General features: G+C 60.5%; 13 protein-coding genes. 7 read left to right on the plus strand and 6 right to left on the minus strand.

Going from position 1 to position 11,311, the window contains the following annotated elements:
• Window positions 1-3: 3 nt before the first annotated feature.
• Complete coding sequence (locus Q7U49_RS10680; RefSeq protein WP_304764256.1) at window positions 4-528, plus strand: TRAP transporter small permease; 525 nt, start codon at window positions 4-6, stop codon at window positions 526-528.
• Complete coding sequence (locus tag Q7U49_RS10685; protein WP_304764257.1) at window positions 528-1,811, plus strand: TRAP transporter large permease; 1,284 nt, start codon at window positions 528-530, stop codon at window positions 1,809-1,811. Before Q7U49_RS10680 ends, Q7U49_RS10685 begins: the two co-directional genes overlap by 1 nt.
• A gap of 8 nt (window positions 1,812-1,819) precedes the next feature.
• Here the strand turns inward: Q7U49_RS10685 and Q7U49_RS10690 are convergent, their stop codons facing one another.
• On the minus strand, window positions 1,820-2,167 hold the full coding sequence (locus tag Q7U49_RS10690; protein ID WP_304764258.1) for a cupin domain-containing protein: 348 nt from the start codon (window positions 2,165-2,167) through the stop codon (window positions 1,820-1,822).
• A 183-nt stretch (window positions 2,168-2,350) separates the two neighbouring features.
• On the opposite strand from Q7U49_RS10690, the gene kduI reads away from it, so the two are divergent.
• From kduI to Q7U49_RS10715, 5 genes are read left to right on the plus strand one after another with little or no spacing between them, the layout of a single operon-like run.
• Complete coding sequence (gene kduI / locus Q7U49_RS10695; RefSeq protein ID WP_304764259.1) at window positions 2,351-3,187, plus strand: 5-dehydro-4-deoxy-D-glucuronate isomerase; 837 nt, start codon at window positions 2,351-2,353, stop codon at window positions 3,185-3,187.
• 18 nt (window positions 3,188-3,205) lie between these two features.
• The gene (gene kduD / locus Q7U49_RS10700; RefSeq protein WP_304764260.1) at window positions 3,206-3,967 is read left to right on the plus strand and encodes a 2-dehydro-3-deoxy-D-gluconate 5-dehydrogenase KduD; all 762 of its coding nucleotides are present in this window, start codon (window positions 3,206-3,208) and stop codon (window positions 3,965-3,967) included.
• Between the two features lie 30 nt (window positions 3,968-3,997).
• Window positions 3,998-4,798, plus strand: a complete 801-nt coding sequence (gene kdgR / locus Q7U49_RS10705; protein WP_304764261.1) for a DNA-binding transcriptional regulator KdgR — start codon at window positions 3,998-4,000, stop codon at window positions 4,796-4,798.
• Window positions 4,799-4,833: 35 nt separating this feature from the next.
• Complete coding sequence (locus Q7U49_RS10710) at window positions 4,834-5,772, plus strand: sugar kinase (protein WP_304764262.1); 939 nt, start codon at window positions 4,834-4,836, stop codon at window positions 5,770-5,772.
• Window positions 5,769-6,872 carry a Gfo/Idh/MocA family protein gene (locus Q7U49_RS10715; RefSeq protein ID WP_304764263.1) on the plus strand — a complete coding sequence of 368 codons (1,104 nt, stop codon included), beginning with the start codon at window positions 5,769-5,771 and terminating at the stop codon, window positions 6,870-6,872. Before Q7U49_RS10710 ends, Q7U49_RS10715 begins: the two co-directional genes overlap by 4 nt.
• Here Q7U49_RS10715 and Q7U49_RS10720 read toward each other — a convergent pair.
• The 5 genes from Q7U49_RS10720 to Q7U49_RS10740 form a co-directional block, all read right to left on the minus strand.
• The gene (locus Q7U49_RS10720) at window positions 6,826-8,127 is read right to left on the minus strand and encodes a cytochrome c (protein WP_304764264.1); all 1,302 of its coding nucleotides are present in this window, start codon (window positions 8,125-8,127) and stop codon (window positions 6,826-6,828) included. The genes Q7U49_RS10715 and Q7U49_RS10720 overlap by 47 nt on opposite strands.
• Window positions 8,128-8,237: 110 nt before the next feature.
• Complete coding sequence (locus tag Q7U49_RS10725; RefSeq protein WP_304764265.1) at window positions 8,238-9,242, minus strand: ParB/RepB/Spo0J family partition protein; 1,005 nt, start codon at window positions 9,240-9,242, stop codon at window positions 8,238-8,240.
• 12 nt (window positions 9,243-9,254) lie between these two features.
• Window positions 9,255-9,770, minus strand: coding sequence for an alpha/beta hydrolase (locus tag Q7U49_RS10730; protein ID WP_304764266.1), 516 nt, complete (start codon window positions 9,768-9,770; stop codon window positions 9,255-9,257).
• A gap of 23 nt (window positions 9,771-9,793) precedes the next feature.
• Entirely contained in the window at window positions 9,794-10,579 is a 786-nt protein-coding gene (locus tag Q7U49_RS10735; protein WP_304764267.1) for a ParA family protein, read from the minus strand.
• A gap of 83 nt (window positions 10,580-10,662) precedes the next feature.
• Window positions 10,663-11,277: a LysE family translocator gene (locus Q7U49_RS10740; protein ID WP_304764268.1), complete on the minus strand. Its 615-nt coding sequence runs from the start codon at window positions 11,275-11,277 to the stop codon at window positions 10,663-10,665.
• Window positions 11,278-11,311: the final 34 nt, after the last annotated feature.

Below are 11,311 nucleotides of genomic sequence, written 5' to 3' on the forward strand. Positions count from 1 at the left end.
GCCATGAAAAACAAAATACTGCGCTTCAACGACATCATTTATCTGACCTGCATCTGGACCTCGGGGCTCTCGGTGTTGGTCATGTCCTTGATCGTCCCGTGGGGCATTTTTACCCGTTACGTGCTGGGCACCGGTTCGCCTTGGCCCGAGCCTGTGGCCGTGATGCTGATGGTGGTGTTCACTTTTTTCGGTGCCTCGGCGGCCTACCGTGCCCGAGGCCATATTGCGGTCGCCATGGTGACCGAGCGCTTGCCGAAAAAGCTGCAAGGCCCGCTGGCCAGCGTGATTGACGTGCTGATGCTGATCGTGGCCTTGTTCACGCTGGTCTACGGCGCCAAGCTGTGTATCGAAACCATGAACCAGGTCATCGGGCAATTGCCCTGGATGCCGGTCGGCGTCACTTATTTACCGGTACCTTTGGGTGGTTTGACCACCCTGATTTTTGTACTGGAACACATATTTCTGGGTGAACAGAGCAAGCGGGCCGTGGTGACGTTTGACCACGAAAAGAAAGAAGAGGTGGTCTGATGGACGCTTTTGTATTACTCGGCTCGTTCATGCTGCTGATCCTGATGGGTATGCCGGTGGCCTACGCCATGGGCCTGTCGGCGCTGATCGGTGGCTGGTGGATCGACATCCCACCCGATGCCATCATGATTGCCATCGCCGGTGGCGTGAACAAGTTCTCCTTGTTGGCTATTCCGTTTTTTGTGCTGGCCGGTGCCATCATGGCCGAAGGCGGCATGGCGCGCCGGCTGGTCGCCTTTGCCGAGGTGCTGGTGGGCTTTGTGCGCGGCGGGCTGTCGCTGGTGAACATTCTGGCCTCGACCTTTTTCGGTGCCATTTCAGGTTCGTCGATGGCCGATACCGCCTCGATTGGCTCAGTGCTGATCCCGGAGATGGAGAAAAAAGGCTACCCGCGCGCCTTTGCCACCGCAGTCACCATCGGCGGCTCGGTGCAGGCGATTTTGATTCCGCCCAGCCACAACGCGGTGATTTACTCGCTGGCAGCCGGCGGCTCGGTGTCGATCGCGGCGCTGTTTCTGGCGGGTGTTTTACCCGGCCTGTTGCTCGGACTGACGCTGGCCATCATGTGCCTGTTCATTGCCAAAAAGAAAGACTTCCCAAAAGGTCGAGCCATCCCGATGAAAGAGGCGCTGAAGATTGTGGTCGATGCGCTGTGGGGCTTGATGACCATCTTCATCATCCTGGGTGGCATTTTGAGTGGCGTGTTTACCGCCACCGAGTCTGCCGCCGTGGCCGTGCTCTGGGCGTTTTCGGTCACCATGTTTGTCTACCGCGACTACAAGTGGCGCGAGTTGCCCAAGCTGGTGCACCGCACCGTCAAAACCCTGGCGATCGTGATGATCCTGATCGGTTTTGCCGCCAGCTTTGGCTACATCATGACTTTGATGCAAATTCCGCAGCAGATCACCACCCTGTTTACCAGCGTCTCCAGCGACAAGTATGTGATTTTGCTGATGATCAACGTGCTGCTGTTGGTGCTAGGCACGCTGATGGACATGGCGCCGCTGATTTTGATCATGACGCCAATTTTGCTGCCCATCGTCACCACGCTGGGTGTGGATCCGGTGCACTTCGGCATGATCATGATGCTGAACCTGGCGATGGGCCTGATCACGCCACCGGTGGGGGGGGTGCTGTTTGTCGGTGCGGCGGTGGCCAAACTGCCCATCGAGACGGTGGTGAAGGCCTTGTACCCGTTCTTTATCGCGCTGTTTGCGGTGCTGATGGCGGTGACCTACATCCCCGCGATCTCCATGTGGCTGCCCAACCTGCTGCTGAGATGAGCGACCGATCAAGCCTGGGCGTCCGGCGGCAGGTAGTCGTCACGGCGCGGCGAAAACTGGTCCAGCAGCAGGCTGCCCTGCTCCAGTGCCAGCACGCCATGGGACGTGTGATGCGGCGCAATGAACGCATCACCCGCCCGCAACACACGAACCTCACCATCCACAGTGGCTTCAAAAGAGCCGGCCACCACGTAGGCAATCTGGTCGTGCACATCGTGCGCGTGGGGCGTGCCGACCGCGCCCTTGTCAAACTGCATCAGCACCGACATGAGTTGCGGCGTGTGGCCGATGATCTTGCGCCGCAGGCCGTCGCCCAGTTCGGTCCAAGGGGTGGCAGTGTGTTCAAAGTAGCGCATGGATTCACCTTTTGAGTCTGGAAATGTGGAAATTAGTCACGCGTCTGCAGCTGTGTTTACCGTTTTTTTTGATGCTACTATAGCAGCAAGAATTTTTTTTGAACTGTTGTTTCATTAACTAGAAGTCGGCATTCCAAACCGCATGCCCTTACTTTTTGACGATCAACGAACCCTGGAGTCATCATGGAAATTCGTCAACCCATCCATAGCGAGCACATGCGCAGCCTCGACACCGAGGGCTTGCGCCGGCATTTTCTGGTGCAGGACCTGTTCCAGAGCGATCAGGTCACGCTGACCTACAGTCAGATTGACCGCATCATCGTGGGCGGCATCATGCCAGTCGCAGGCGGCGTGTCGTTCTCGGCCGACCTCGGGCGCCACACCGGCACCGACTTCTTTTTACAGCGGCGCGAACTCGGCCTGATCAACATTGGCGGCGCCGCCCGCGTGGTGGTGGATGGCGAGACCTTTGAGATTGACGCGCGCGAAGCGCTCTACATTGGCCAGGGTGCACGGGCGCTGGAGTTTTTCAGCGTCAACGCCGGGCAGCCCGCCAAGCTGTACTTCAACTGCGCGCCCGCGCACACCGCCTACCCGCATCGCAAGGTCACGCTGGCGCAGGCCTCGCCGGAAACCCTGGGTTCACCCGCCACCAGCAACCGGCGCACCATTTACAAGTTCTTGGTGCCCGATGTGCTGCCGACCTGTCAGCTGTCGATGGGCATGACGCAACTGGAGCCCGGCAACGTCTGGAACACCATGCCCTGCCACACCCATGACCGCCGGATGGAGGTCTATTTTTACTTTGACATGAGCCCCGATGCCACCGTGTTCCACATGATGGGTGAACCAACCCAGACGCGGCACATCGTGGTGCGCAACGAGCAGGCGGTCATCAACCCGAGCTGGTCCATCCACAGTGGTGTGGGCACCCAGGCCTATACCTTCATCTGGGGCATGGTCGGCGAGAACCAGGTGTTCAAGGACATGGACCATGTGCCCATGACCACCTTGCGCTGAGCATTTGAGGCACGCAGCATGGCACTTGACAACTTTCAACTTGAGGGGCGCACCGCCATCGTCACCGGCTGCAACAAGGGGCTGGGCCAAGGCATGGCCATCGCCCTGGCGCAGGCCGGGGCCGACATCGTGGGCATCAACAGCAGCGCGCCGAACCAGACGCGCACCGTTGTCGAATCCATGGGGCGACGCTTTCTGGACCTGCGCGCCAACCTGGCAGAAACCAGTGGTCTGAACGCGCTGGTCGAACAATCTTTGGCGCTCACCGGCAGGATCGACATTCTGGTCAACAACGCGGGCACCATCCGCCGCACCGACGCCATTGATTTCAGTGAGAAGGACTGGGACGACGTGATCAACCTGAACCTGAAAAACGTGTTCTTCCTGAGCCAGGCGGTGGCGCGGCAATACATCGCCCAAGGGGGTGGTGGCAAGATCATCAACATCGCCTCCATGTTGTCGTTTCAGGGTGGCATACGGGTGCCGTCGTACACGGCGTCAAAAAGCGGCATCCTCGGCATCACCCGTGCGCTGGCCAACGAGTGGGCCACGCGCGGCATCAATGTCAACGCGATTGCGCCCGGCTACATGGCCACCGACAACACCGCGGCCCTGCAGGCCGACGCCGACCGCAACGCTGCGATTCTGGCGCGCATTCCAGCCAACCGCTGGGGTGTACCCGACGACATGGCAGGTCCCGTGGTGTTTCTCGCATCTTCAGCCTCCAACTACGTCCACGGTCACACTCTGGCCGTGGACGGTGGCTGGTTGGCGCGCTAGCCTGTTTTCAGGGATTGAGGGAATAAGAAAATGGATGATGACTCTTTAGCCGGCAAACAACCCGAATCGGTTGCCGCTGTTTTAAAAACCTTTGGCTTGTTGCAAGCCTTGGCCGATCGCAGCGAGTCCGGCATTTCGGACCTGTCGATGCGCCTGGCCATGCCCAAGGCCACGGTCTACCGCTTCCTGCAAACCATGATCACGCTTGGTTATGTGCGACAGGAGGCCGACAGTGAGCGCTACGCCCTGACCATGAAGGTCTACGAGTTGGGCACCAAGGCCTTGCAATACCCGGAACTGGTGGACCTGGCCAAAAACCACATGCAAGCGCTGGCCGACAAAACCGGCGAAACCGTGCACCTGGGTACCCTGATCGACAGTGAAATCATTTACCTGCACAAGGTCGACTCCAGCCATGCCCTGGGGATGTATTCCCGGGTTGGGCGCCGCGCCCCCTTGCATTGCACCGCCATTGGCAAGGTGCTGATGGCGTGGGAGAACCCTGAGCGCCGTGACCACGTTTTGCAGGGAGCCGAGTTCAAACGATTTCGCGACACCACCATTGTCGACCGGCAGGCCTACGAACAAGAACTGCGGCTGGTGAAGGCGCAAGGTTTTGGCGAAGACCGAGAAGAGTTTGAAGACCACGTGCGCTGTGTGGGGGTACCGATTTTTGACCGGCTCAATCGCCCGGTGGCCGGCATGAGCATTTCTTTCCCGATCTTTCGCTATGACCCGGCGCGGGCCCAGGAAGTGATCGCCATGTTGCGCGACGCCAGCCGCGACATTTCGGCGCGCCTGGGTTGTACCCAATTTCCGCTGGATGCGTGATCGCCCGTGTTGATCCCTTGTGTGTCAAAAGTTGAATGACTGTGAACAATCCAATCAAAGTCGCGTTTTTTGGTGAATGCATGCTGGAACTCAATGGCACCGCCTTTGGTGCCATGCAGCAAAGTTACGGCGGTGACACCTTCAATACCGCGGTGTACCTGTCGCGCTGCGGTGGTGGCAACATCAAGCCGTGGTACGCGACCGCCCTGGGGGACGACCCCCTGAGCCTGGAACTGGAACGCCGTTGGGAGCAGGACGGACTGGCGCTGGACCTGATACGCCACATCCCCGGTCGCATGCCAGGCCTGTACCAGATCCAGGTCGACGCTCAGGGAGAGCGCCGATTCAGCTTCTGGCGCGACAACAGCGCCGTAAAGGCCTATTTTGAGGTCGCAGAAACCCCGCTGGAGGCGCGCATCGCCGAATGGGACGCGTTTTACTTCTCGGGCATCAGTTTGGCCATCTTGCCGGCTGACGGACGCATTCGGCTTTTGGCCTTTGCCCAGGCCTTGCGAAAGCGTGGTGCCTCGGTGGTGTTTGACAACAACTACCGACCCAGCCTGTGGCCCGACATTGCGGTGGCGCGCGACTGTTTCAGCCGGGCTTTTGCGGTGGCGGACACGGCCCTGATCACCGCTGACGACCATCAGGCGCTGTTTGGCTTTGCCTCACTGGAACTTGCCGTGGCTGCCGCGCAGGCACTGGAGGTGCCCGAGGTGGTCATCAAACGTGGTGCCGCGCCGACCCTGGTGCGCTCGGGCAATGGCCCTTGGCACAGTGTGCCCACCCAGGATATGGCGAACGTGGTGGATACCACGGCCGCAGGGGACTCGTTTGCCGCGGGCTACCTGAGCCGACGACTGCGCGGCACGCCGCCAGAGGAAGCGGCGCAATTCGGCAACCGCCTGGCGGCCCGTGTCATAGGGCACCGTGGCGCCATCATCCCGCTGGACGCCATGAAAGACTTGTTATGACGACTGTGGCAGACGCAACTGACATTTTTTCGGACCGTTTGCGGCTGGCCGTGATCGGGGCCGGGCTGGGCTCCGGCCCGCACTTCAAAAGCCTGCTCGATCTCAACCATGAGGCGGAGGTGGGGTGGGTGCATGCGCGCGACGCCGCGCGACTGGCTGCGGCGCGGGTGCCCCACGGCGCCACCAAGACCACCCGGCTGGAGGACATTCTGGAAGACCCCAGGGTCCAGGCCGTGCTGGTGCTGACGCCGCCGAACACCCACCTCGCCCTGGTTCAACGGCTGGCGCACGCCGGCAAACATGTGCTGGTGGAGAAGCCGCTTGAGATCGATCTGGCACGTGCCCAAAGCCTGGTCCAGGTGTGCGAGAAACAAGGTGTGAAGCTGGCTGTGATGCTACAGCACCGCTTGCGCCCGGCGGCCCTTCGTTTGCGCGCCTTGCTCAACGCTGGTGACTTGGGGCAATTGGTCAGCGCCTCGGCCAGCGTGCGCTGGTGGCGACCCCAAAGTTATTACGACGAGCCTGGGCGCGGCACCCTGGCCCGCGACGGCGGTGGTGTGCTGATGACTCAGGCCATCCACACCCTGGACCTGCTGCTCAGTTACACCGGCTTGCCCACACGGGTCATGGGCCTGGCCAGCACCAGCCCGGTGCACAGCATGGAGGGCGAAGACTGCGCCTGCGCCCTGTTGCACTACGCCAACGGCGCCATGGCCACCGTCCAAGCCACCACGGCCGCCTACCCCGGTTTTCCCGAGCGCATCGAGCTCAACGGCACGCTGGGCAGCGCCAGCCTGGAGGCCGGGGTGCTGCAAGCGGCGTTCATGAATGGGCAAACCCTGTCGATTGGAAGTCAGCAAGACAGCGGTGGCGGCGCCGACCCGATGGCTTTTGACCATGCCGCGCACCGCACTATCTTGCAAGATTTCATCGGAGCCGTGCGCCAGGGCCGGGAGCCTGCCGTGAGCGGACGTTCGGCGCTGGCGGCGCAGCAGGTCATCGAGGCCATCATGACTTCCGCACAATCAGGTCGCCCGGTCGACCTTGGTCAAACTAGCGCCGCTCCTGCAAGGTCTGCATGTGCGCCAGGATGTCGCTGATCACTTTCGGGTCGATTTCCCGCAGCGCCGGCATGGTGTCGTCTGGATGACCATTCAGCATGTTATGCAGGCTGTGCCAGGGGTCCTCACGGGTGACGCGACCCACATGGCGCTTGGCAACGAATGCACCTTCCAGGCCGTGACAACCGGCACACATGGTGCGATAGTGTGCCGCACCCCGGGCGGCGTCACCGCGCGAAAGACCGGTGCGGCCATCGATCAGGGCGTCCATGTCAATTTGCCCATAACTCACAAAATTCGCCAGGTCTTGCAAATCGCGGTGCTTCAGAACGGCGCCATAAAGGTGGCTTCTGCTGTTTAACGTGGCGATGATTTTGTCTGGCTCAACACCGACCAGGGCACGAACCCCCTTGATCCCCGTGGCATGCTTGCCACGGGCATATTGCCCCTGATGGCCCTTGTAATCCCAGCCGTGGCACTCCTTGCAGCGCCAGGTCTCAGACGCAGCATTGGCGTAGTAAGCCGTGGGCGGATAGGCGGGATGCGGCAAGGCCTGACGCTGACCACCGGTGTGCACCTGCCAGTCATCGTATAGACGCCCACCATTGGCGATGGAAGCCGCCAGATTGATACTCGGCAGAGTCTGCAGATAAGCCAGCATTTTTGCCACCGTTTCTTCGCCCAGGGTGCGCAGGGCCGGCATGTTGCCGCCCGGGTGGCCGTTCAGGGCAACGTGCAGGACTTCTTGGGGCCGTTGCCGGGCAGAATCGCCCAGCGGGGGAACCTGACGCAGCAGAGCACCATCGAGCCCATGACAATTGGCACAAACTGTGGCGTACACCTTGTCAGACGTGGCCTGCCCCGGCTTGCTCCGCAGCGCCAGCGCCTGTAATTTGCGCATGTCGGTCTGACCGCTCGCTACAAAGTTACCAAGATCAAGCCGGTCAAGCTCGCTCAGGAGTTCGCCATAACCGTGATTGGCGTCCTTGAGCAAGGCGGCAATGACCAGCGGATCGGTCTTTTCCCGGCTGCTGATGCCCTTGACACCCTCCGCACCCTGATAGTCCCAACCGTGGCATGTGACGCAGCGCCAGCTGTCAGCCGGGGCGATGGGCGCTTGCTTCGACTTGAATGCCGGATTCGGGTGATTGGGCGCGCGCCCCTTGGCTTCGAGGCTCCAGTTGTCGTACAAACGCCCACCGCGCACCACCGACGCCGAATCACTGGCGCATGCCAAGGGCGCTGCAAAAATTGCCAGCAAGGCCACCAAGGTGGTCAGCGTACTTTGAACCATTTGAACTCTCCTTGCGGGGGACTCAACCCCTGAAAAGACATTCTATGGTTAGCTTAAGTTTTTTAATTTTCGAACTGGCAACTTATTGACAAATGTCAAACCTGGCCAACTTAGCGCGGCGCCGTCCCACGCAACTTGTCGATCAGACCGTTGAGTTCGTCGAGCGAGCCAAACTGGATGCTGAGTTCACCCATTTCTTCGATGCGTCCGGCGCGCTTGACACGCTTTTTCACCCGCACCTCCACCTCGGCCATCAGCAGGTCCGACAGCTCTTCCTCGACCCGCTTCAAGTCGCGCGACTTGTGTTTTTTGGGCTTGGAGGCCACCAGAGAAAACTCTGCGCTGATCTTTTTGACCAGACTTTCGGCCTCACGCACCGACATTTTTTTGGCGGCAATCTGGTTGGCCGCAGTGATCTGGGTGGCCTTGTCCAGCGACAAGAGCGACCGGGCGTGACCCATGTCGATGTCACCCGCCATCAACATGGTTTGTACCGGCTCCGCCAAATTCAACAGGCGCAGCAGGTTGCTGGTGGCGCTGCGCGAGCGGCCCACGGCCTGCGCGGCGGTCTCGTGCGTCAGACCGAACTCCTTGATCAGGCGTTGCACGCCCTGCGCTTCTTCGAGCGGGTTGAGGTCTTCACGCTGGATGTTCTCGATCAGCGCCATGGCCGCGGCCGACTCGTTGGGGACGTCGCGTACCAGCACCGGAACACTTTCGAGACCCGCCAGTTTGGCAGCCCGAAACCGCCTTTCACCCGCAATGATTTCGTACACCGGGCGCACCATGCCACCGCCACTGGTGCCGCCAGTAAAGTCTGGCGACTGCTGGCTGCGCTTGAGTTCGGCGTCGGCATCGCTCAGGCGGCGCACCAGGATCGGTTGCATGATGCCTTGCGCCTTGATGGATTCGGCCAGCTCATAAAGTGCGCCCTCATCCATGCGCGTGCGCGGCTGGTATTGACCAGGTACCAAATCGGACAACAACAAGGTGGCAGGCAGACCGCTGTTGGCAGCCGAGGCCGCAGCGCTGTCAGGCGCCAGCGACTCAGCGACCGTGGGGCCCAACAAGGCTTCCAGACCGCGACCCAGGCCTTTGAGTTTTTTTGTGACCATGACAAGCCCTTTTTAACTGTGTAAGAGTTCGTTCAACAAAACCTGACCTTGCGGCCAGTCGCCCAAGCCGGAGTCGGCGTTGATGTGCCCTGCAACGCCAGCGTCCACCAAGGTCGCGCCCCAAGCGGCGGCAAAGCCTTGAGCTCGCGCCAAGCTGCAACAAGGGTCGTCCTGACTGGCGACCAGCGTACTTTTGAAAGGCAGGGGCTGCAGCGGGATCGGCGACCAGCTGGCCAGCACCGGACGCAGCGACTCGTGCTCGACATCACCTGGCGCCACCAGCAATGCCGCCTTGACACGGTGTGTGTTGCGGCTGTGCGACGCCCAGGCCGCCACCAGCATGCAGCCCAGGCTGTGCGCCACCAGCACCGCAGGCGCGTTGGTGGACAAGATCACGTCTTCGAGACGGGCAATCCAGTCACCACGCAGCGGCCGCATCCAGTCGTGCTGCTCCACCCGCGGGTAGCCATGCCGGGCTTGCCACAGGCTTTGCCAGTGCTGCGGGCCCGAGCCTTGCCAGCCCGGCAAGATGAGAATGTTGGCGCAATCCGTCACTGTGAATTAATCCGAAGCACCATTTCCTCGGCAAACGCCAGGAAGGCTTGGGCGCCTTTGCTCGACGGATCGAAAACAACCCCCGGTACCCCGTAACTGGGCGCTTCGGCCAGGCGCACATTGCGCGGAATCACGGTGTTGAACACCTTGTCGCCAAAACGCGCCTTGAGTTGTTCGCTCACCTGCTGCTGCAGGGTGATGCGCGGGTCAAACATGACGCGCAGCAAACCGATGATGGCCAGTTCCTTGTTCAGGTTGGCATGCACCTGCTTGATGGTGTTGACCAGATCGGCCAGGCCTTCGAGCGCAAAGTATTCGCACTGCATCGGCACGATCACGCCATGGGCACAGCACAAGCCGTTGAGGGTGAGCATCGACAGGCTGGGCGGGCAGTCAATCAAAATGAAGTCGTAGTCCTGGGCAACTTGGGCGAGCGCATTTTTCAGGCGTTTTTCGCGCCGCTCCAGCTCCACCATTTCAACCTCGGCCCCAGCCAGTTCGCGGTTGGCGCCCAGAATGTCATAGCCACACCCGGCATCGACCAGCTTGCCGCTTTGAACCCGAGCCTCGGCAATGGAAGCGGACTCCAGCAGCACGTCATATACCGTCAAGTCCAGCTTGCGCTTGTCCACCCCCGAGCCCATGGTGGCATTGCCCTGCGGGTCCAGGTCGACCATCAACACCCGCTGCCCCACCTTGGCCAAACCTGCTGCCAAATTGACTGTGGTGGTGGTCTTGCCCACACCCCCTTTTTGGTTGGCAATACAGAAAATTTTGGCCATGAATGCTTACCCGGTTGGAGAATCGAGGACATGTTTCACGTGAAACATGGGCGCTAGTGTAATTGGGCTCTGCGGCTTGTGTTTTAACGCGATATCGCCAGCTTGACTCCAAAACCAATCAGGCAAACACCGGCCAGCTTCTGCAAGACCGAGGACACCACAGGGCTGGCGCGCAAGCGTTCGGCCAAAAAATATGTCAACAACACCACGACAAAACAATAAATGAATGCCAACACCGCCACGGTCAGCGCCATGACGCCAAAGGTCAACCAACCGCGGTGCGCAACCGGATCAATGAACAGCGGCAGGAAGGCCATGTAAAACACGATCGCTTTCGGGTTGAGCACCGTGATGGCCAGGGCTTGCTGAAAATAATGGCGCGGCTTGATGTGGATGATGGCGGGCGCCCCGGGCTTGGCCATGAGCATCTTGAAGCCCAGCCAGGCGAGATACGCAGCACCCAGCCATTGCACTGCATTGAACGCCGTCGGGTAAGCCATGAGCAGCGCGGCAAGACCTGCCACCGCCAGCCACAACAACACCTGGTCCCCCAGCATCAGGCCGAAGGTGGCAGCCAACCCGCCCAGAATGCCACCCTTGGTGGTGGACGTGATGATGGCCAGATTGCCCGGTCCGGGAATGAACAGCAACACGATGAAAGCCAGCACAAACGCGCCGTAATCTGAAATACCAAACATGTCCACCCCTTGTTATGTGGCCATCAGCCGATCA

Source organism: Rhodoferax sp. (assembly GCF_030653815.1).
Lineage (GTDB): Bacteria > Pseudomonadota > Gammaproteobacteria > Burkholderiales > Burkholderiaceae_C > Rhodoferax.

Coding starts and splice junctions, on each gene's coding strand:
- Q7U49_RS10680 (WP_304764256.1), top strand. CDS start 4: ATGAAAAACAAAATACTGCGCTTCAACGACATCATTTATCTGACCTGC.
- Q7U49_RS10685 (WP_304764257.1), top strand. CDS start 528: ATGGACGCTTTTGTATTACTCGGCTCGTTCATGCTGCTGATCCTGATG.
- Q7U49_RS10690 (WP_304764258.1), bottom strand. CDS start 2,167: ATGCGCTACTTTGAACACACTGCCACCCCTTGGACCGAACTGGGCGAC.
- kduI (WP_304764259.1), top strand. CDS start 2,351: ATGGAAATTCGTCAACCCATCCATAGCGAGCACATGCGCAGCCTCGAC.
- kduD (WP_304764260.1), top strand. CDS start 3,206: ATGGCACTTGACAACTTTCAACTTGAGGGGCGCACCGCCATCGTCACC.
- kdgR (WP_304764261.1), top strand. CDS start 3,998: ATGGATGATGACTCTTTAGCCGGCAAACAACCCGAATCGGTTGCCGCT.
- Q7U49_RS10710 (WP_304764262.1), top strand. CDS start 4,834: ATGACTGTGAACAATCCAATCAAAGTCGCGTTTTTTGGTGAATGCATG.
- Q7U49_RS10715 (WP_304764263.1), top strand. CDS start 5,769: ATGACGACTGTGGCAGACGCAACTGACATTTTTTCGGACCGTTTGCGG.
- Q7U49_RS10720 (WP_304764264.1), bottom strand. CDS start 8,127: ATGGTTCAAAGTACGCTGACCACCTTGGTGGCCTTGCTGGCAATTTTT.
- Q7U49_RS10725 (WP_304764265.1), bottom strand. CDS start 9,242: ATGGTCACAAAAAAACTCAAAGGCCTGGGTCGCGGTCTGGAAGCCTTG.
- Q7U49_RS10735 (WP_304764267.1), bottom strand. CDS start 10,579: ATGGCCAAAATTTTCTGTATTGCCAACCAAAAAGGGGGTGTGGGCAAG.
- Q7U49_RS10740 (WP_304764268.1), bottom strand. CDS start 11,277: ATGTTTGGTATTTCAGATTACGGCGCGTTTGTGCTGGCTTTCATCGTG.